This is a genomic window from Methanothermococcus jasoni (assembly GCF_049075655.1).
Taxonomy (GTDB): Archaea; AGJL01; Methanococci; order Methanococcales; family Methanococcaceae; genus Methanofervidicoccus.
The window spans coordinates 648,386-669,474 of sequence record NZ_CP157522.1 but is presented as its reverse complement, the minus strand read 5'-3'; the positions used below and the strand labels follow the sequence as shown (position 1 = coordinate 669,474).

General features: G+C 30.3%; 14 protein-coding genes and 3 pseudogenes. 8 read left to right on the top strand and 9 right to left on the bottom strand.

Annotation, left to right across the window (positions count from 1 at the left end; genetic code table 11):
- Positions 1 to 61 precede the first annotated feature (61 nt).
- The gene (rbcL, locus tag Mjas_RS03475) at positions 62 to 1,339 is read right to left on the bottom strand and encodes a type III ribulose-bisphosphate carboxylase (RefSeq protein WP_421078379.1); all 1,278 of its coding nucleotides are present in this window, start codon (positions 1,337 to 1,339) and stop codon (positions 62 to 64) included.
- 409 nt (positions 1,340 to 1,748) lie between these two features.
- Between rbcL and Mjas_RS03470 the strand changes: the two genes are divergently transcribed.
- The 7 genes and pseudogenes from Mjas_RS03470 (at position 1,749) to Mjas_RS03440 (ending at position 9,642) form a co-directional block, all read left to right on the top strand.
- Positions 1,749 to 2,027 (top strand): Gar1/Naf1 family protein, encoded by a 279-nt coding sequence (locus Mjas_RS03470; protein ID WP_421078378.1) that lies wholly within the window; start codon positions 1,749 to 1,751, stop codon positions 2,025 to 2,027.
- A 107-nt stretch (positions 2,028 to 2,134) separates the two neighbouring features.
- Positions 2,135 to 2,443, top strand: a pseudogene (locus tag Mjas_RS03465) (TFIIB-type zinc ribbon-containing protein); the annotation flags it as partial.
- Positions 2,429 to 3,871 (top strand): annotated as a pseudogene (locus Mjas_RS03460) (LAGLIDADG family homing endonuclease); the annotation flags it as partial. The pseudogenes Mjas_RS03465 and Mjas_RS03460, both read left to right, overlap by 15 nt.
- 6 nt (positions 3,872 to 3,877) lie before the next feature.
- Positions 3,878 to 4,597 (top strand): annotated as a pseudogene (locus Mjas_RS03455) (transcription initiation factor IIB); the annotation flags it as partial.
- 272 nt (positions 4,598 to 4,869) lie between these two features.
- The gene (locus tag Mjas_RS03450; RefSeq protein ID WP_421078377.1) at positions 4,870 to 7,587 is read left to right on the top strand and encodes an ATPase, T2SS/T4P/T4SS family; all 2,718 of its coding nucleotides are present in this window, start codon (positions 4,870 to 4,872) and stop codon (positions 7,585 to 7,587) included.
- 14 nt (positions 7,588 to 7,601) lie between these two features.
- On the top strand, positions 7,602 to 8,753 hold the full coding sequence (locus Mjas_RS03445) for a type II secretion system F family protein (protein WP_421078376.1): 1,152 nt from the start codon (positions 7,602 to 7,604) through the stop codon (positions 8,751 to 8,753).
- A 4-nt stretch (positions 8,754 to 8,757) separates the two neighbouring features.
- Entirely contained in the window at positions 8,758 to 9,642 is an 885-nt protein-coding gene (locus Mjas_RS03440; protein WP_421078375.1) for a type II secretion system F family protein, read from the top strand.
- On the opposite strand, the gene Mjas_RS03435 is transcribed toward Mjas_RS03440, so the two are convergent.
- From Mjas_RS03435 to Mjas_RS03415, 5 genes are all read right to left on the bottom strand, one after another.
- Positions 9,639 to 10,265 carry a TIGR00295 family protein gene (locus Mjas_RS03435; protein ID WP_421078374.1) on the bottom strand — a complete coding sequence of 209 codons (627 nt, stop codon included), beginning with the start codon at positions 10,263 to 10,265 and terminating at the stop codon, positions 9,639 to 9,641. The genes Mjas_RS03440 and Mjas_RS03435 overlap by 4 nt on opposite strands.
- A gap of 95 nt (positions 10,266 to 10,360) precedes the next feature.
- Positions 10,361 to 10,960 carry a transcription factor E gene (gene tfe / locus Mjas_RS03430; RefSeq protein WP_421078373.1) on the bottom strand — a complete coding sequence of 200 codons (600 nt, stop codon included), beginning with the start codon at positions 10,958 to 10,960 and terminating at the stop codon, positions 10,361 to 10,363.
- Positions 10,932 to 12,077 (bottom strand): ATP-grasp domain-containing protein, encoded by a 1,146-nt coding sequence (locus Mjas_RS03425; RefSeq protein ID WP_421078372.1) that lies wholly within the window; start codon positions 12,075 to 12,077, stop codon positions 10,932 to 10,934. Before Mjas_RS03425 ends, tfe begins: the two co-directional genes overlap by 29 nt.
- Before the next feature lie 159 nt (positions 12,078 to 12,236).
- Positions 12,237 to 13,178 carry a GTP cyclohydrolase MptA gene (gene mptA, locus Mjas_RS03420; RefSeq protein WP_421078371.1) on the bottom strand — a complete coding sequence of 314 codons (942 nt, stop codon included), beginning with the start codon at positions 13,176 to 13,178 and terminating at the stop codon, positions 12,237 to 12,239.
- 89 nt (positions 13,179 to 13,267) lie between these two features.
- Entirely contained in the window at positions 13,268 to 14,497 is a 1,230-nt protein-coding gene (locus Mjas_RS03415; RefSeq protein ID WP_421078370.1) for an AAA family ATPase, read from the bottom strand.
- Positions 14,498 to 15,187: 690 nt separating this feature from the next.
- Between Mjas_RS03415 and Mjas_RS03410 the strand changes: the two genes are divergently transcribed.
- Positions 15,188 to 15,706 carry a MarR family transcriptional regulator gene (locus Mjas_RS03410; protein WP_421078369.1) on the top strand — a complete coding sequence of 173 codons (519 nt, stop codon included), beginning with the start codon at positions 15,188 to 15,190 and terminating at the stop codon, positions 15,704 to 15,706.
- 521 nt (positions 15,707 to 16,227) lie between these two features.
- On the opposite strand, the gene Mjas_RS03405 is transcribed toward Mjas_RS03410, so the two are convergent.
- From Mjas_RS03405 to Mjas_RS03395, 3 genes are all read right to left on the bottom strand, one after another.
- Complete coding sequence (locus Mjas_RS03405; protein WP_421078368.1) at positions 16,228 to 17,283, bottom strand: transcriptional regulator; 1,056 nt, start codon at positions 17,281 to 17,283, stop codon at positions 16,228 to 16,230.
- A 106-nt stretch (positions 17,284 to 17,389) separates the two neighbouring features.
- The gene (locus Mjas_RS03400; RefSeq protein ID WP_421078367.1) at positions 17,390 to 19,414 is read right to left on the bottom strand and encodes an ATP-binding protein; all 2,025 of its coding nucleotides are present in this window, start codon (positions 19,412 to 19,414) and stop codon (positions 17,390 to 17,392) included.
- Between the two features lie 31 nt (positions 19,415 to 19,445).
- Positions 19,446 to 20,990 (bottom strand): cobyrinic acid a,c-diamide synthase, encoded by a 1,545-nt coding sequence (locus Mjas_RS03395; protein ID WP_421078366.1) that lies wholly within the window; start codon positions 20,988 to 20,990, stop codon positions 19,446 to 19,448.
- Between the last annotated feature and the right edge of the window lie 99 nt (positions 20,991 to 21,089).

Here is a 21,089-nt window from a genome sequence, read left to right as displayed (position 1 = left end):
ACCGCATAATAAATTTACAAAAAACGATTTATTAAAAAATTATAATTAAAATAAATAAAAATTATTTCCAATATTCTAATGCCTTTTTAAGTTCTGGAACTTCTTCCGCTTTTTCATTTAGTGGGATGCCCTCAGCAGCTGCCTCAATTGATGCCCTCATTGCCCGAGCTCCTGCAACTGTGCCATCTGGATGTCCGTGAATACCTCCGCCTGCCTGAATAATTACATCATTTCCAAAGATATTCACAATTTCTGGAACTAATTTAGGATAAACCCCTCCTGATGATACTGGAAATACATTATTTAATCCATACCATTTCTGGTCAAAGAACTTATATTTATCATCTTTTTCAACATCCTCCAACACTATTTCATCCCTTATACTGCATACCTCCTCTTTTACCCCTTCCATCTTTCCAACAACTGTCCCAATATGAAGTTGGTCAACACCCAATAATCTGTATATTTTTGCAAGTGCAAGCATTGATATGCCCCATTCTTTGGAACGAGTAATAGCCGCATGCATTGCCCTGTGGGCATGAATTACAAAATCAAAACCTTCCTCTCTAATCTGCTGAACTGCTGAAAACCCAAGCACCACAACATCAATCATGGCATACTCACATTTTGCATCCTCTACGAGCTCAGCTCTTCTTACCATTTCCCTATACGATGCAGTGATGTTTGGCATGTATATTTTCTTTTCACCAGTTTCAGACTCTGCTTTATCCCTGTATTCCAATACCTTATACAATCTATCTTCAAATTTATTAAAATTCTGTGAAACAAGGTTTTCATCATCCTTTACTATATCGCAACCGCCTGCCCATGAATTATATGCCACTTTTGCATGTTCTTCGGAATTTAACCCAACTTTTGGCTTAACTATTGTTCCAACCAATGGTCTTTCCTTAACATTCAATAGGTTTCTTATTCCATCTATCCCATATTTTGGTCCAGAATAACAATCTATAAATTCCTTTGGGAACCTAAAATCCAATATTCTTAATCCTTTTAGAGATTTCATTCCAAAAATATTTCCTGCTATTCCTGCAAGAGTTCCCGGCATGTTGTTTGGCTCAAAATCATCCAATGGATAAGCTATTTTTACCAATCCAATTTTATTGTTCCCCTCACTTCCAATCTCCTTTATTTCATATACTCTTGGTCTGAGTTTTTCATATACCTCGCTTTTCATTGTTTTTAATTCAGTCCATGTTCCTATGGAGCTCTCACCTGCAATATCATTTGCCGCCTTTTCAAGGTTTTCAGCTTTTACTACCATGCATGAAAGTAGTTCATTATCCTTTGGTACATAACCGATTTCTAAATAATCCATAATATCCCCCTTTTTTATTTTATAGATATTATTATAATATTCATATTTATTATACTTATCCCTCAGAACGAGTTTATTATATTTGGCGAAATTATACATAGGTCGTGACATTACAACTGACTATTATACTATTTGATGAACAAGTCCATAATTATTTGATAATACCCACATTAGAGTATCGAATTCTCTTACAAACGAATTTATAATTATATGGTAATCAGTTATTACATCATGACCTATACATAATATATTATTCATAATATGAGAATTAATTATTCAATTTTGGAAACGACTATATATATTTTTCGAAACATTTATATAGTAGTAGTGATTGTTTATATATCATAGATTAACAATTAATAAATTAATAATTTTAAATACATGATTTAAGGAGCTCGGAGGAGTGATTTTGAAAAAAATAAAGATATTACATAAAACTCCTAAGGGGAAAATAATTGGAAGAACAGACCGCCAACCTCAAATAAATGCTATTGTTTTTTTAAAAACTGAGAGTAGAACGAAGCTTGGAAAGATTTACGATGTTTTTGGACCAGTTAATAAACCGTATGTAAAGATAATACCATTCAACGACGCAGTTGGCAATAGAGCTCTTGAAGTTGGGGAAGCAGTTATTTCAGATGCTAAAAAAGTGCAGAAGACAAGGCGGCATAAAAAACGGTCGAAATAATTATTATAATTAACTATACTAAATCATGAGTATTTATCATTATTTAAAAACCAATATTATTGCATTTTGTATTTTATGCATAATTCCATGATGGTGTAATTATGGAAATGAAATTAGTGTCAAAACAAAAAAATAGCGAAGAAACAAAAAAAGAAGAAAAAAAAATAATGGAAAGACCACCAATTAATGAAGATTCCTCTAAAAATGTTATTATTGAAAAAGAAGAAGAGTTAGTTTGCCCAATCTGTGGAAGCAAAAATGTTATTAAAGATTACGAAAGGGCTGAAATCGTCTGTGCAGATTGTGGATGTGTTTTACAGCAGAATTTATTTGATGTAGGTCCTGAATGGAGAGCATTTGACCATGAGCAGAGAGTTAAAAGAAGTAGGGTCGGAGCTCCGATGACATATAGTGTAGATTACAACGAGCCGATAATAATTAAAGAAAATGGAAATGTAAAAATTGTAAAAATTGGGGAGTTAATTGACAGATATATCGAAAACTCGAAAAATATTAGAAAAGAGGGCATTTTGGAAATCGCCAATATTGAAGATAAAAATTTAGAAGTGGTAGCATTCGATAGCGATTATAAATTTAGCTATATGAATGTATCCGAGGTTTCGAGGCATCCTGTAAATTCTGTGTATAATATAGTTGTTGAAGGAAATAAGCACATAAAAACCACTGGAAGCCACAGCGTATTCGCACTTAAAGATGGTGAAGTTGTAGAAACCAGAGTAGATGAGCTCAGAGAAGGGGATTATTTAGTGCTTGCAAAAAGATTGCCAAATGTTGAATATAATATTGAATTAGACCTATCGAAGTTGCTGAAAGGATGCTATATTCAATTCAATTATCCTTATGAAAACAGTAGTTGGAAAAAGAGACAATCCGCACCAGTTGAATATGTGATAAATTCAAAAATTGAAGTTCCAGAGTTTGCAACTGTTAGGTATGGCTCTGGATTAAAAATACCATCAAAATTAAAGATAGATGAAACATTTGCTAAAATATTAGGTTATTATATTGCCGAAGGACATTATACAGATAATAGATTGGTATTTTCATTTGGAAAACATGAAACGGAATATATCGATGAAGTTGTTTCATTCTTCAAAAAATTTGGAATTAAACCTAAATTATATCTTAAAAACAGCAACAAATCCGCAGTTCAAATCGAAATTACAAATAAAGTCTTTGTGGAATTGTTTAAAGCCTTGGGTATTAAATCTGGTGCAAAGGAAAAAAGAGTTCCATCTATTATCTACTTATTGCCTAAAAACTTAAAAATAGAGTTTTTAAAAGGATACTTCAACGGCGATGGAAATTTATATACAAACAAAAAATACAGCACAATTCAATTAACTGCGGTTTCTTCATCAAAGGAATTAATAAATGATTTAATGATGCTATTGCTTCAATTGGGCATAAATTCAAATTATAACTATGAGCTCATCAAAGGTCATGAGTTAAATGGTCAGCATATAAAGGATTCAGATGCCTATATGTTAAGAATTACAAATCCTAAGCATATAGTAAAATTAGGATATATTGAAAATTACAGCAAAGAAAATAAAAAACCGCCTATTGAAGAGTTAATTCCTGCACCTGCTGAGTATAAAAAAGAATGGAAATGTAGAGACAGAAAAAGAATAAGTAGAGCTCTTGCATTGAACATTGCAAAAAAATATAATGATAAGAAATTGGAAAAACTTGCGAGCTCTGATTTTATATTCTTAAAAATTAAGAAGATTGAAAAAACAAAACCAACAAATGGGTATGCTTACGATTTAACAGTTCCAAATGCTGAAAACTTCGTTGCTGGTTATGGAGCATTTGTTCTTCATAACACCATACACGATAAAGGATTATCCACAGTAATAGATTGGAGAAATAAAGATAGTTATGGAAAGGATATTTCAGCAGATAGGAGAGCTCAGCTATATAGATTAAGAAAATGGCAAAGAAGAATAAGGGTTTCAGATGCTTCCGAAAGAAACTTAGCATTTGCTCTCTCTGAATTGGATAGAATAGCTTCAAAATTAGGTCTCCCAAGAAATGTTAGGGAAAACGCCGCAGTTCTATATAGGGGTGCCGTAGAAAAAGGATTAATCAGAGGTAGAAGTATTGAGGGGGTGGCTGCCGCAGCTCTGTATGCCGCATGTAGAAGATGTAAAGTTCCAAGAACCCTTGACGAAATTGCAGAAATATCCAGAGTAGATAGAAAAGAAATCGGAAGAACATACAGATTTATTTCAAGAGAATTGAAAATAAGGCTTGCTCCAACAAATCCAATAGATTATGTGCCAAGATTTGCATCAGAACTTAAATTACCTGGGGAGGTAGAATCAAAAGCCATTGCAATACTTCAAAAAGCCAATGAAAAAGGTTTAACAAGTGGTAGGGGACCAACAGGAGTTGCAGCTGCTGCAATATATATTGCAAGTGTTCTGCATGGCACTAGAAGAACCCAGAGAGAAGTTGCAGATGTTGCAGGCGTTACAGAGGTAACTATTAGAAATAGATACAAAGAATTAACAGAGCATTTGGACATTGATGTAACCTTATAAAATTATACTATCAGACGGGGCGATATTATGGGTCTTTTTGATAGAATTAAAAACAAAGATATTAAACCTACTCCAGAACCTAAAAAAAAACTGAAAAACTAGAAAAAGAGACAGTAAAAACTGAGCCTAGTGCACCTCTTAGAGGTCTTGCTCCAAGTAGTGAAACTCGAAAATTCCCCTTCAACGATAAATCCACTCATCAAAATATTCAAAATATTAAAATCATATCTCCAAATGTAATTGACAATTATTTTTTAAAAATCGATGGCGTTGTGTTCAATATCCTTATAGAAAAAAAGGATGGGCGAATATATTATAACATTCCTGAGGTTAGCCAGATAATCGATGCGCTTTCCAAGCTTTCTGAGGAAAATATATCTGAGATAAAATCTGATATCTCCGAAGGCGGCTTTCAAAAAATTGAAGAAATCCAAGGGTATTTACTAAATTATTCTGAAAAGAATGGCCTGAATCTCAAAAATATTGAAATTCAAAATTTAGCTAAATATTTTTATTTAATAATAGGAAAACTTGGATTCTTAGAAGTTCCATTACATGATGATAATCTAGAAGAAATCATGGTAAATGGAATTAACCGACCCACTTTTGTATTCCATAGAAAATACCAAATGTGTAAGACAAATATTGTAATTAATAACAGTGAATTAACTAGAATTATTGAAAATATTGCCCTACTTGCTGGAAGAACGATAGACTCCAGGACACCGATGTTAGATGCGTTTTTACCCGATGGTAGTAGGGTCAATGCCACAACACAGGATGTTACATTGAATGGCAGCACCCTAACCATTCGTAAATTTTCAGCTGACCCGCTGACGGTTGTTGATTTAATTAAATACAAAACTTTTGACCTTGAACTTGCAGCATTCATATGGCAGGCCGTTGAAGGATACTTCGGAGCAAAACCTGCAAATACGCTGATTGTGGGAGGAACTGGTTCAGGGAAAACCACAACTCTTAATGTTATTTCAATGTTTTCCATGTATTCCGACAGGATTGTAACTATTGAGGACACTCCCGAATTGCAAATCCCTCATGAGCATGTAATAAAAATGATTACAAGACCTCCAAGACCTGGAATTCCAGAGTATGAAGTCACAATGGATGATTTAATTAAAAATGCTTTAAGGATGAGACCAGATAGAATATTTGTAGGGGAGGTTAGAGGTGAGGAAGCCCATTCTCTTTTAGTTGCTATGAATACAGGTCATGATGGTGCATTAGTGGAAGATGAACCCATTTATTTATCTAACGGACACATCATAAACATAGGAGAATTTGTTGATAAATTTTTTGAGAAATATGATTTAATGAAAGTAAAAGAAAGTAATGGATTTGAATGGATTGACGTATCTAATGAGAATATATTTATTAAAAGTTTTAACAAAAGCACCCTAAAAATTGAAGATAAATTAATATCAAGAGTTTGGAGAAAAGAATACTCTGGAAAGATGATAAAAATAAAAACAAAAAGCGGTAAGGAAATAATTCTTACTCATGACCATCCTATGTATATATTAAATAATAAAATATTTGAGATAAATGCGGAAATGGTTAAAATTAATGATTACATTGCACTTCCACGAGAATTGAAAACCAAAGATGGTAAATATATTGAAAATCCATATTTAATTGGTGCTTTATTGGGCGATGATCATTTAAGCAAATATTGTATTGACTTTATAAATCAAAATAGCGATGTAATTGAAAAAGTTTCAAGTGAAATGAGTGATTATGGAGATGTTGTTTGTTTAAAATATAACAACCACACAAAAGCCAAAGTGTATGGGGTAGAATCAGTCAGTAAACTTTCAAAATATATCCCAATTGGAAATAAAACAAAATCATTTAGTATTCCAATAGAGGTATTGTTATCAAACGATGATTTATCAGAATTTATACAAGGATTATTTGATTCTGATGGCCATATAAATGAAACTACAAGGCGTATTGAATTTGTAACATCAAACAAAAATCTTGCAATTGCCCTTCCATATTTATTGCTAAGATTTGGGATTATATCCCATGTTTCAGCTCAAGAAAAGGATGGAAAAGGAAATATAAATCCATATTATAAAATAACCATTGGTGGATATGATAACATATGGAAATACTGGAAACATATCGGATTTACACACCATACAAAACATGAAAAGTTAAATAACATACTACTTAAATCCAAAAATTCCCTAGATATTATACCAAATATCGGAAAATTGATAAAATATTATCGATTAAATAATAAATTAACACAGCAAGAATTAGCTGAGAAACTTGGATTAAAAACCAGAAGTTTAATCAGGGCTTATGAAACAGGTGTAAGAGACCCTTCGAGAACGAAGTTAAATAAAATAGCAGAAATATTAAATGCTGAAAACTTAAAAATATTAGCAAATTCAGACATATATTGGGATAAGGTTGTAAGTGTTGAAGAAATTGAATACAATGGACATATTTATGATTTAACAGTTGAAGATAACCACACATACATTGCAGGCAAGTATGGTGGATTTATCATTTCAAACTGTTCCGGGACACTTCACGCAAATAGTGCAGATGAGGCAATGATTAGACTAATGAATCCCCCGATGAACGTTCCAGAAGTTATGATTTCATCCCTGGATTTTATTATAAACCAGCAGCGAATTAAAAGAAATAGAAAAACCGTGAGAAGGGTATTAAATGTTATAGAAATTAGCGGGGCTGGAGAGGATATCTCAAAAACGAGCCTTTTTAAATATGATGGTATATCTGATGAAATTAAAAAAGATGGAATATGTATGTGGGAAGAACAGGTTTGCAATATTGCAGGTGTATCACGGGATGAGCTCATAGAGGATAGATTGAATAGAATAGAAGTGCTTAAATATGCCATTAAAAATAACATACGGGACATAAATAGCGTAGGGAATTTAATTAGGCAATATCAAGAAAATCCAGAAAATGTGCTAAAAAATATAATCTTATAACTTCTGGTGATTTTATGAAAAAAATGACCTACAAATCATTGAGGGATACATATAAACAATTAAGGTTAAAACGGATATTATTATGCAGGAGAATATATAAAAATATATTAAAATATTATAATAAATTGATGAAGTTAATCGATAGATTAATTTATATAGATTTAAGAATTGGGAGAAAAAGAAGGAGAATACGAAAAAGAAGAATATCATTAACACATGTAAAAAAACTATTGGATACCCATAAAGAACCAGACATTGGACTTATGGAATTTTACGACACATATGTTGAAAAAAAACCAGATGTGAAGATTAAGATGGATATTGATTTAGACGAATTAATCGAAAAAAGTTATTTTAACATGCTTAATGAGTATTCTAAAAATCTCTCATATTTGGTAACACACACTAAATATCTACCTTCAAAGATAGATTTTCAGTATGCAGGAATTAGAGATGTGAAGTCATATTTTCTAAAATTAATAATTGCATCCATTGGTATTGGGATATTATATTTCCTAAATAATGTATATGATGGATATATATTATATGGAATTACTGATGGATTATTTGCAAGTGCTATTTTACTTATTGCAGGGATATTTTATCCAAAAATAAAGTTATTACTATTCCGCGGGGAAATAAAAATTCAGATAATGATATCAATATTGCATATGATTTCTTCATTAAATTCAGGTATGTCATTGCAGGAAGCCATGAAAAATATTTCAGAAAATCCCGAATACGGCATACCTTCATTTGAATTTAAAAATATAATTTACGATATCAATAGAGGAGGGTATAGTTTTAAAGAAGCACTTGAAAGAGCGAGAATAAGAACTAAAATACCATTGATGAAAAAATTATACAGCCAGCTTATCATCTCTGCAAATAAAGGGGGAACACAATTACTTTTAAAGAATTTATATAATGAAGTCATTAGAGAATCATTGTCCAGAATAGATTCATCAAAATTTCAAATATCAAATTTAGGGAACCTTATATTCGGGGTTGGAATAATACTCCCATTTTCAGGTATGCTGCTATCCTCACTTCAAGGCAATATGGGATTTGACGGGATAATCAATACAACTGATTTATTATTAACAAAAATAACTCCTTTGGTCACTGCAATATTTGCAATATTTATTAAAATGAAAATAGAGTGAAATTATGGTGAATATTTATGACATATATAATTATATTATAAGACGTAATACCTTAATATTAAAACATGCAGGCATTAACATAAATGAAAAATCCTATTTTATGATGCTATTGCTTTCACCCATAATACCAATTGTGTTAAAATATATTATGAATCTTAATTCAAAAAGCACAATTATATTAATAGCATTATATGTCCTTTCTGTATTATCAATTCCATCTATGTTATATGAGTCTAAAATAGAAAAATTCGAACGTAATTTACCAAAAGCTCTTTATGTAATGATACTGTCATTAGAATCAGGTCGTTCAGTAATGGATGCCATTAACGAAGTTATAAATAGCGGCATTAAAGAAGTAGATACTGTTTTTTTAAAAATTGTTGCATTAATGACTGAAAAAAAATTAAGTTTTGAGGATTCCATTATATTAGTTTCAAATAGTATCGATTCAAAAATATTTAGACAGATTGGAAGACTAATTATAGAAAATAGAAAATATGGTGGGGAATTGGCAGAGGTTCTTAGAACGCTTGCAAAAACACTTGAAGATTTGCAAAATCTAAAAGCCCAATTACTCAGTGTTACAGCAAATGGTCTCGCAGTTGGATTAATAATAATATGTGGAGTTATCCCCGCAACTGCGGGCATTATTGGAGGTTATATAAATGCAATAGCTCAAATGACCCCAAATATCGTTGCTGTCACTCCAGAACAACTTGCAAAATGTATGGAAAACATTCAAATTGGAACTGGAATTTTTGGTATTTTGTTTGCTGTGCCATTATTTGGTTTAAAAATAAATAGAATGATAATTACCTGCACATTCTGCATGACCTTTGGTTTAGTGTCATTTTATGGAGTATTATTTATGACAAAAATGTTATTTTAAATCAACAATTTATTTATTTCATAGTTTAAGTTCAAAATACGAGTTATTGATGGATGGGATAAATTCATTCTTTTTTTAAATTTATTTACTACAAAATCAATATCCACCCTCTTTGTTCCACTTATTAAATTATCACAATGTGCCACAAGTTTTTCTTCCAAAGTCAGTGGAATATAATCTCTTGGTGGAAGTCCCAATTCTACTGCTTCATTTTTTGGGATTCCTGCACCAATGTGTCTTTCAGCAATTAAAGCGAGCTCTTCATTAAAATTATATTTCCTCAATATTTTTCCACCCTCTATTCCATGCTCTATACCATGGGTTTTGCATCTTCCAATATCATGCAAGAGAGCTCCTATTACTGCCAATTCAAGATTGATATTATGCCCCTTATTTTTTATTTTTAAACCGAGCTCATATGTATATACCGATACCGCCAAACAATGCATAACTACATTTTTTTCGCATAGTTTCGACAAAAGAGCATAGGATTTTTTGAATTCTGGACTATTGAATGGAGAATTATTAGATAAAAACTTTTCATTGCCAGGTTTATTGTCAAAAACGCATTTAATATCATTCTCTGGGAGCTCATTTAACATATTTAAAAAAGAATTATTCATAAAATCACCCAGTAAAATATATGATTAAAATAAAATATATAAATCATCCATATATTGTAAATTATAAGTTGTAAATATTTAAATTAAAAATTTAATTAAACAGTTGCTCTTATTTCTTTTCTTTGATTTCCCGTTCCTTCAGACGTAAAAAATAATGGATTTAATTTTAATTCATCTTCTAAGAATTTTATCTGCTCTTTAAGTATCTTTATATCATTTTTATTATTATATTCTTTGAGAGCTCCCCCACACTGCGGACACCTAAATCCATAATCCATGGCTTCTTCAAAAGTATATTTAAATTCGCAACCTGGGCAGTAAAAGAACATATTATTTTCCTCAATAATTAGCTGCTCTTTAAGTTCCTTTAATATATGCTGAGTCTTCTTCTTAACGAGAGCAGGCAATTTTTCAAGGGCAGGCTTCCATGTGTATGTGTACCAATTTGTTTCTTCGTCCTTTTCTCTGTCGTAATCCACAAGTCTTGCATCATATAATTTGTATAATAATTTCCTAACAGTATTTAGTTTTAAATTTAACTGTCTTGAAATTTCATCGTCGGTAACTTCCTCTAAATCTATAAGCACAGCTAAAACTTCAAATCCACTCACATCCTCATCCAATACTTCAAGTAGAACTTGCTGAACCAATGGATTATCAAGCATATCATATATCTCTTCTTTGTTTAATTTCATAATTAATCACCATCTTTGAAATACTATCAACTGCCTTGTTTATTTCATCATTATTTTTCCCAATCGCTGTGGCTAATGGTTCATTTTTTTCTATTATTGTATCATACATTGGGATGTCAAAAATATTTTGTTGTTTTTCAATGCGGCATATAAGTTTTTGTTCTGCAAACAATATCCTTTTCATATACTGAGTTTTTGGTTTTAAGTCACCACATGATGAAAATCCTTGATTTTCTGAATTTTCAATCATATATTTTACAAGATTTTTGTTTGACGACAATTCTATTGTTTCAAATGTTCCTAATATTCGGGGATTTAGTTCTATGATAATAGGAGCTCCGTCTTTAATCATAAAATCAATACCATTCATCCCAGCTAAATCAAATGATTCTATAACTTCTCGAAATGAATCTACAATACATTGGACTCCTTTGTTGTTTGTTTTTAGATTTGGGACATAAGGAGTTATATTTCCAACATACATGTTGTTTTTAATAATCTGTTTATTAAATGTGATAAAATTTGAACCTACAAATGATGCACTGAAACTATCTGATGTTATCATTTCTTGAACAATTACAGGGTACTCCAAATTTTTTAGCAAATTATATAATTTATCCGTGAAAGTATTTAAAGTTATAGAATGAACATTTATTCCGCCACTTCCACAAATGGGTTTTACAACAATAGACTTTAAATCATACAAATACTTTTCAAGTTGGCTATAATTGTAAGCAATATATGTTGTAGGGACGCTACAACCTAAATTTTCTAATTTTTTTGTAATGTAATATTTATTACTCATCCTTTTAATCTTTTTTGGTGGATTCCCAACAACATTCCAATCGGGTGTTTTTGAATGTTTGCTTTCAAATATGCCTGAACATACAAATATACAATCAATATCATCCACATAATACTCGGCAAGAGATAATAATTCTTTCTCATTATAATTTTCTCTAAAACACCCATGATATTTATCATTTATAAGATATTCTTTTTTATCGGCGTTTAAATCTACTGGATTATAATACGAAATAGAATAAACCTCATATCCCAATTTTTTAGCCGAATTAACCACAGGACGTGTATTAACTCCAATAACAAGCACTTTCATATAATCACTTAAAATTAAAGAGATTTGAAAAAATAAAATTACTTAGAAATAGGCATAATACAATCATACAGTAATAGAACAACGAAATATGAAATATAAAATATAGAATATGCAGCAAATATGGTAAATGTTCTATATATATTATAAAATAACTTAATATTATTTACCATTTAGTTCCAATTCAGCCCTCAAATCACCCATTTTAGAATATCTCTCTGCAAAAGCATCATGTCTATGAATACTTTCTTTATTAACCTGTCTAACTAGGACCTCAGTGTCATCTGGAAGATAGTTAAATTCATCTACAACCCGCTTAATCATCTCTCTTGCACAATCTTCAACAAATTTTGGGTTATTGTGTGCCGTTTCTACGACATAACCTTCATCAACTCTTTTTAATAGCTCATATACCTCTCCGCTCATGGATTTTTTAATGATATTTATAATTTTACCTATGCTGATGTCATACCCATCAGGCACTTCAATCATTATGGTTCCAATTCCCCTTTGATTATGGGTTGCAATAACAACTGAATCCAATATTTTAACGATGTCTTCATCCGAAAATCCTTTTTCCTTTAAATTATCCACTGCTTTTTCCTTTAAAAGATTCTGAGCACATGGGCATGCTGTAATTCCAACAACCTCCGCACCAACCATTTTTTTAATAACAATGTTGCCTTCTGAATCCTTTACTCCATATGCCCTTCCAATAATCTTACAAATTTCCTGGGAATTTTTTTCAGTTATCGGAGATTTTTCTTCCATCATATAGTCGCTGTGCATCAAAACTTCTGCCCTGCTGGCATACTCATGCCTTTCAAAAAGTTTTTTTACAATATCAACCGAGAGCTCCTCTATACCATAGGTTTCTTTATTGACAAGGTTTTCTATTACCTCCTCAATTACCTCAGGACTTCTTGACATATGTATTCCCTTTTGGGAGCTCGGCAAATCAACAAATACTTCAAAAGTTGGTAGTAAAATTATAGGTCTTTTAGATTCCCTCGTTATTTTAACCAGTTTTTTTAAATTGGTTACTCCAACCCTTGTGAGTGAAACTTTTATATCAGGTTCTGTTGCTTGAATATCACAAAACATAGACTCACCATTTGATTAATTAAAGAATAATGATAAATTATTGTATTTAACATTAATGTCTTTTGAAGATTTTAATATATTTAATTATATTAATCATCTTCATCATCGTTATTTATTAAAACCTCATTCAATTCCTTAGATAATGTATAATACACATTATTTCCAGAGCGTTCTTTATAAATATATCCCATCTCATATATATCCGATAGATGGGTCCCAACTGTCCCAGGTGAATTATTTAAAACTTTTGCAAGTTCAGTTACTGTTGATTTTCCTCCAAAACTTGCCAGTGCTTTAACTATTTTTGATTGAGCAGGGGTTAGGTGATTCAAGATTTGATGACCCACGCTTATTCCTAATTTTTTCATAGCCATTTTAACAATATCTTCATCTATCTCAGTTAATCCTTTCTTTAATCCTATGGAGATTGCCTCTGAACACGTCATAATAATTTTCCTTGGAATACCATCACATTCTTCAACAATCACATCCACTGCATTTTCAGTGAATGGTTCATAACCTTTTGCCTTTGGAATTTGGGCATCTTTTAATCTCCTTAATATTAAATCATAGGATTCTTCTTTTGATAGCGGAGGCATATTTATTATTTTAGGTAATCTATCCCTCATTGCAGGAGATACCCTAGTTAAATTTTCCATGAGAGTTGGGGAACCTGCAAAAAATGCTAAAATACCATCTTCATACAAAAATGAGTGGAAAAACTGCAAAAGCCCCAAACATCCTTTTTTAGCAAATTGGTCTGCTTCGTCAATTAAAATTATGCATAATTTACCATCTTCTTTTACATTATTCAACAAATAATCCAAATCCCTTTCTATTTTCTCCCTTGGATAATGAACGGGAGTTTTATCAGAATATGAATCCAATCTTCGATATATATCTATTATCTTTTGAGAGTGTTCTAAATAATCTGTTGATAAGGTGCCATCCATAGTAAATATATTATCCCTTATAATCCCATGCATTAACTGTATTAAAAACTGTCTTGGCGTAATCTGAGAAGCCTCTAATTCCACAGTCCAGTGGTTCTGCCTTTTTGCTGCATAATATATAACATTCAAAAGGGAGCTCTTACCAATACCTTTTGTTCCAACTATGGCGGCATTGGCAACACTACCATACTGGGCAGCACCTAATATATCGGCAATTTCCATTAATTCTGTGGTTCTACCTACAAAAAACTTGGTATTGCCCCTTATTGGTTTTTCAGAAAAAGGATTAGTCTTTAATTTCAACCTATTCATTGATTTTTTTGTTATTGATGAAGCATTTTGTATAAATTCAATAGGGTCCAACATAATACCACCAATATTAAAGTATATCATCCTACTGTAAAACCTGTTTTTATACTTTTCGGATATTTCTAATATTTTGAACCATCATCTATTCGAAAACCCAGAAACCTCGAAATTACTTGTTATTGTATATATTCATTAATTTATACATTTATTTATAAGATTATTTAACTCTAATCATTAATTTAAATAAAATATGAATAAAATATTTAAAATAAATTAAAATGTGAATCTAATGATAAAATTGAAAAACCTTTGAAATACATTCTCAAAAATGCTATAAAAATAACTTTAATAAAAATTTAAAAAATATATAAACTATCACTATAATTATAAAGTTTTTTTTAATTGAATTTTTAGTATATATATGAAAATTAAAAATGTGAATATAACATATATAATAAAAAAAACTATGAATCAATAATGCTAAATAATATTACACATAATATATCTAACTAAATAAAAAATAGCAAAACCACTACCCGTAAAAAATAAGAACATCCGATAAAAACTGAATTATAAATATATTCTTTGACAAAAAATTATATATAGTATGGAATTTGATAGTAAATCACAATGTGAAAAAATCATGAAATGAATCTAAGGATAAATTATACTAAATACAACTAAACAATTTATTAAATTACAAATTATCAATTATAAATACGTAATTTATAAAAAAATGGTGGTATGATGGATTATATCATAAATAAAACAGTATCTACTCCAATAAGGAAATTAATTTTACATTATGTGTTGATTCGTGGCACAGCCTATCCCCAGCAAATAACCGAAAACCTAAAAATCTCTAAGGGCATTCCATCACAATTTTTAAGGCTTTGCACTGCTTTAAACTTAACAAAAAGAGATAGAAACGGTCATAAAGTATTATACTCATTAACTACAAAAGGAATTGCAATTTTAAAGAGAGTATGCCCTGAAATATTTGACCTTAGTTTTTCGGGTCTTTTCGAAAGTCTATCGAAAAAGAAATTTAGAACCAAGTATTATCCAGTAAATAGAATAGGTTTTGAAATAAGGAAATTCACCGATGAATTTGGTGGAATCTCATTTAAATTCTATGATGAAAATGGAGAGGAGATATCAACGGTTTTTAAATCAAAAACAGGCACCTGGTGGTGTGTAGCATGTCAATCCTCGGATTGTAGGCATATTAACTATCTGAAAAAGTATTATGAAAATCAAAAATAATAGTAATTCGGGTTTTCGAGCATGATGTATGTATGGCCCTGGAAAATCTCCAAAAAAATTATGATTTTCAATTATTCGTAGAAAATTATTCAATGGAAAATGCTTATATTTTACTTAAACATTAGTATATAAATTTAATACATAATATACGGTTTTTTAATCTGATTTTATTTATATTTTGTTTTATTTATTTAGTTATATGTATAATGTAATGTTATATGTAATATTATAATGTATAATTCATTTTTTTTTGATTATATACATATTAAGTGCAAAAAAATAATACAATATAAAACGTCTGGAATAATTTTATTTTTTTGTTTTTGGACATACATTTTTATTTCCTATACATACATGAAGTTCGAAAACCCGAAACACTTTTAAGAAAATCATTTATATTCTCATTTCGTATAGTATTATTTTAAAACCTTATGGTAAAAATAGAAGTGTGTCATAACCATACACAAAACATATTTGATAATAAAAAACCATGATTATGTGTTATTCAATAAAATATCATACTATCCGAAAAGCCGAAATCCATTATGTATTGACTGAGAGTCTAAAAAAACACTGTAATGTAAGTCTTTATAAGGTATATTGTTAATAAAATAGAATAACTCATCTTTATTTAGGTTTAATTTGTATATTAAATTTCTTCCAATTCTTCTCTTTTTTAGCAGTTTCATATCAACTAAATCACTTAAATATGCATATATTGTAGGTATTTTTAAATTGATGTATTTTTCAATATTACTTATGCTGAATTTTTTCATGCTGCATACTATTTCCATTATGCGTTTATATTTTTTTGGAACAATCAATGGAATTATTTTTAACCATGGTATTTTTAAATCTCGCAATGTCTTTAAATCCCGTTTTGAATGCGGCAATATTAATTTTAGTATGTTTATATTCCCATTGGATATTTTTAATAAATATTCTGCTACTTTTGTTGAGATATTATATCCTTTTAGTTTTCCATAGTACTTCATCACGGCAATATTGTTTATTTTTGAGTTTTCAAATGTTTTTTTTATGTGGTTTATGGATTCAACTGGGCATCTTATTACGATGCTGATGTTATGTTTATGAAGTGTGTTTATAAATTTTTTAAAACCTTCTATATGGTTCCATTTTGAAACATTATGGACATCAAATACTAACACGGGCTTTAATATTTTAAGTAGTATTATGGTTTTAGTAATGACCTTTTTAAAATTCCAATTGTTGATGTCTTCAAATAAATCGCCAATGAATCTATACCATGCTTTTTTTGTCCTATAATAATTTTTATTTGGGGTTTTGAAGTACATTTTGTCCAAGTATTTAAATATATTTAAATTAATATTTTCGTCTTTATTTTTAAATAAAACCATTTTATCTTTTATGGTATAAACTAACCTACTAATTGTTTTTTTTAAAGAGGGTGTTGCAAGCACCCTTAAAACTGGAATATTGTTAAATATTTTAATTTCTCCGCTTTCATCTAATTCAAGTATATTTTTCCTATCTGTTGGCATGACCCATATATCATTTGTTAAAAAATCTGATGCGGTCTGATATATTATGTTCATTGTATCACAAGTATTCTTTTTACATTAATATTTTTTTATCGAATGGATTTAATTATAATATGCCCATTATATTCGATGAAGCTGATAATGTTGAAGGTTTTTGATATTATATAATTCGGTATTTTCCATTCCTTGGTTCGTCGATGTCCCCCCTCTTTAATAATTTTTTAATGATGTTCTCGGTTTCTTCTTCATCCATTCCCTTCTTTTTAGTTTCTTCCAATATATCTTCGAATAACACCAATCCCTCGTTGTTCTTTTCTGAGAGTTTTTTAATAATTGTGTATATCTCCTTCATTTTATTTTTATCCTTGTTTGATTCTCCCGTAATCTTCCCTATATCAATCATACCAGTTTCTGGATCATAGGCTATCTCTTTTAGTGATTCCATTATTATATTTATTGCCTCTTCTGCATCCTCTTCTTCCACAACATCCTTTAATTTCACCTTTGCATGAGCTTCAGCAAGTCGAATCGCAGCTTCAAGCTGCCTTGCGGTTATTTGTATAGAGCTCTTCCTCATGTTTGTGTAGTATTCTACTAAAATATCCTCTGCATTTTTTGATATAATTGGCTTTTTCTGTCTAGCATATAATATATATTTTATGATAAATTCATCGTCGATTTCAACACCATTAATTTTAGTCTCTTTATCGACTTTTATGTCTCCTTCGTCCTTCTTCAAATATTTTCTATGGATATTGATAATATGTTTTGCTATGTCTTTGTCCTTTGCCCTATCTACTTCATCCTTTATTGGAAATATTATATCAAATCTACTTAACATAGGGGCAGGTATGTTTATCTGTTCAGGTATTGAAACATTGGGGTCAAATTTTCCCCATCTTGGGTTGCATGCAGCAAGAATTGCACACTCTGCTGGAAGCTTTGTATTTATACCCCCTTTATTAATGTGAATTGTTTGGCTTTCCATAGCCTCTAAAACAAAACTTTGAAGGTCCTTATTAACAGTTAGCTCGTCAATACATGCGGTCCCCTTGTTTGCTTTAACCAACAAACCTGGTTTTATAACCCACGTATCATCCCCAATTTCAGTTTTTTCCCTAACAACTGCTGCGGTTAAACCAACTCCTGATGCCGTGGTTACAGAACCATATAGGTTTCCCGGGAGCTCCGCTATTTTTCTGAGCATAACACTTTTTCCAATCCCCGGGTCGGTAATTAAAAGTATGTGGCTGTCGGCTCTTTTATTCCCTTTTTTAACTCCTTTTATCTGCTGTAAAAATATCGCCTTCTTTATAGTTTCATATCCTTTTATTTCTGGGATGAGTTCATTTGATAATATATCCAGCACTTTTGGGTGTTTGGCAACTTTTTCTATTTTTTCAATGTCATCTTCGGTGAGCTCACTTTCTAATTTATTTTCTATTATTTCGCAATTTAGCCCTCTTATGTATATGTCATATATTGGTAGTTTTTTACTACTTTGGTATTTGATGGGTATTCCTATTATTTTTACCCTTCCGCAGAATATGCCCGGCGAATTTTCTAAAAATACAGATATATATTTTGGAGGTTCCTCTGGGTCATCCATTAAATCCAGCGGTTGTTGAACTTTTAATTCCTGGAAGTCAATATACTCCGATTCGTTTTCTACTATCTGTAATATTCCATTACATTTTTCATTGGTGCATGATTTAGACTCTGGATTATATTCATAGGGATTATCGATATTTACAACAACCCTATTTCCACAATTATTGCATACATATACTGCTTTTTTTAATATTGATTTTATTTTAGTTGCTAATACAATAATTCCTTCAAATTCTATAAGTTTTCCCAATGTACTGCTTTTAATATCCTTAATTGTTAATGTTTTGTTGTTGTATTTTTTGAATACTTCGGGTATGTTTTTTATTGTGATGGAGCAGTTTGGATTTTCATTTTTTAGTGCGTAGTATGCTTCCACGTATGCATCTTCTAAAATCTTTAATCCATCGTATGGATTTTCATAAATATATTCTATAAAATCCACTATTCCATAATTATATAATTTCTCCAAGTCTATTACTACCCTTTCCTTTTCTGATATAATGTCATCACTGTGGAAGTTTCTTATATAGTTGGTAATATATGGTTTTAACTGCTCTATCTTTTTTTCATCCATACTATCCCTTGATAGTTATAAGTTATAATTCTTAAAAATAATGATTATTAATCCATTTTTTTAAATAATATTCAAAATCTTTATCTTCTTGGAGCGGAGCGGAGGGTGATGAAATGCAAAGGTTTTCCTCTAATTTTGCATTGTTATCGTTATTATTATCTATTTCAATTTTCGGAATTTCGAGCTTTATATCCAAATCCATGGCATTTTTACAGAAGTTTTCATAATCTATCTCAACCTCTGGCATCAGACCTCTTTTATCCATTTTTGCTTTTCCAACTCCTATTATATGTAATCCAATTTCATCTCCTATTTTTTTAACCTTCTCAAATACTTCAAAGTTATAAATTTTATTTAATATTATTCCTTTAACATTAACTCCCATCTCTTTTAATAATGAATAATATCCAAAACTTTCCACAAATGCTCCTTCAATACCGCTTTTACTGCATGATGATACAATATATACAGGGAATCCCAATATTTTCGATATTTCGGCTCCACTATAATTTTTTTTGTTCAATGCTCCTGTAAATGCACCCATCACTCCTTCGATAATATAATATGTATAATCTGAATTTTTAACAAATTTTAAAAAATCATCAACATCACACCAGCCCCTATCTGCGATTTTTATACTGCTGTATTTTGACATAGGTTCTCTTAAAATATAAAGTGATGGAACAATATCTCTCACATCGGGACCTATTTTTGCTACAAATGTTTTTTTATCCAATTTTGATACTATACATGTTGTTAGAAAAGTTTTTCCACTTTCGGAGCCAGTTGCTAGAAGAATCAATCCTTTTTTTTCATTAGTTTCTTTTGAATGTTTTGAAGGGGAGCTCCTATTATTAATATTAACCTTACTATTTACCATATTAGTATTGGTGTTTATTATAGATTTAGATTTTAATTTTTGAGTTATGTCCTTATTTTTTTTAAATATCAACTCTCGTTCATTTTCGTCGATATTTAACGAATTAAGCAAGTTTTCTTTTATATTTTCGTTATCTAAAAATCCATGCACCATTGTTCCAAAGATATTTTTATGATAAACACCGGATATGATATCTACATCTCCAACCATTTTGTAGTTTAATTTTTTAATTTTTGAAATACATAGTTGTTTTGTTTTTTTGTTGGTTATTTTTATATTGCCGTATGTGTGGCAATGAAATCCCATTCCAGCATCATTGCTTTTTCCAAAAATAGTGTCATTTTTTAATTCAAAATTAACTTCGTCTGTGCAAATAAGTGGTGAAAATTCAACATTCAACAATCCCAAACCTTCTTTAACAATGGGAACTGGACTTTTTCTACCAATATCTATTTTTTCAGATAATATTTGAAATCCACTACATATTCCAAGTATTATTCCATCAAATTCTATTATATGTTTTTTTAATTTTTCGTTCAATGAACCGCTTTCAACTAAACTCCCACCGGGTATAATCAGCATGTTTAAGTCTTTAATTTCTGAAGTGTTGTTTTCGTCTATTATTTTTGTAGGTAGGCCCCCAAAACTTTCAAAACAGGGTAATGAACCTTTTATATCAATTATGCCTATGTCCATAAATATCATCTTCATATTTTATGTTGATTATATTTATTAATTTATAGTTGGTAGTAATTAATTTATACATCATTATTATTTATATTTTCATAGATGTAT

What these genes read in the sequence shown, in the direction of transcription:
- Mjas_RS03395 (WP_421078366.1), bottom strand. Translation starts at nt 20,990, where the DNA reads ATGGACATAGGCATAATTGATATAAAAGGTTCATTACCCTGTTTTGAA.
- Mjas_RS03445 (WP_421078376.1), top strand. Translation starts at nt 7,602, where the DNA reads ATGAAAAAAATGACCTACAAATCATTGAGGGATACATATAAACAATTA.
- Mjas_RS03410 (WP_421078369.1), top strand. Translation starts at nt 15,188, where the DNA reads ATGGATTATATCATAAATAAAACAGTATCTACTCCAATAAGGAAATTA.
- Mjas_RS03400 (WP_421078367.1), bottom strand. Translation starts at nt 19,414, where the DNA reads ATGGATGAAAAAAAGATAGAGCAGTTAAAACCATATATTACCAACTAT.
- Mjas_RS03425 (WP_421078372.1), bottom strand. Translation starts at nt 12,077, where the DNA reads ATGAAAGTGCTTGTTATTGGAGTTAATACACGTCCTGTGGTTAATTCG.
- mptA (WP_421078371.1), bottom strand. Translation starts at nt 13,178, where the DNA reads ATGTTTTGTGATATTCAAGCAACAGAACCTGATATAAAAGTTTCACTC.
- tfe (WP_421078373.1), bottom strand. Translation starts at nt 10,960, where the DNA reads ATGAAATTAAACAAAGAAGAGATATATGATATGCTTGATAATCCATTG.
- Mjas_RS03415 (WP_421078370.1), bottom strand. Translation starts at nt 14,497, where the DNA reads ATGTTGGACCCTATTGAATTTATACAAAATGCTTCATCAATAACAAAA.
- Mjas_RS03435 (WP_421078374.1), bottom strand. Translation starts at nt 10,265, where the DNA reads ATGAATAATTCTTTTTTAAATATGTTAAATGAGCTCCCAGAGAATGAT.
- Mjas_RS03440 (WP_421078375.1), top strand. Translation starts at nt 8,758, where the DNA reads ATGGTGAATATTTATGACATATATAATTATATTATAAGACGTAATACC.
- Mjas_RS03405 (WP_421078368.1), bottom strand. Translation starts at nt 17,283, where the DNA reads ATGAACATAATATATCAGACCGCATCAGATTTTTTAACAAATGATATA.
- rbcL (WP_421078379.1), bottom strand. Translation starts at nt 1,339, where the DNA reads ATGGATTATTTAGAAATCGGTTATGTACCAAAGGATAATGAACTACTT.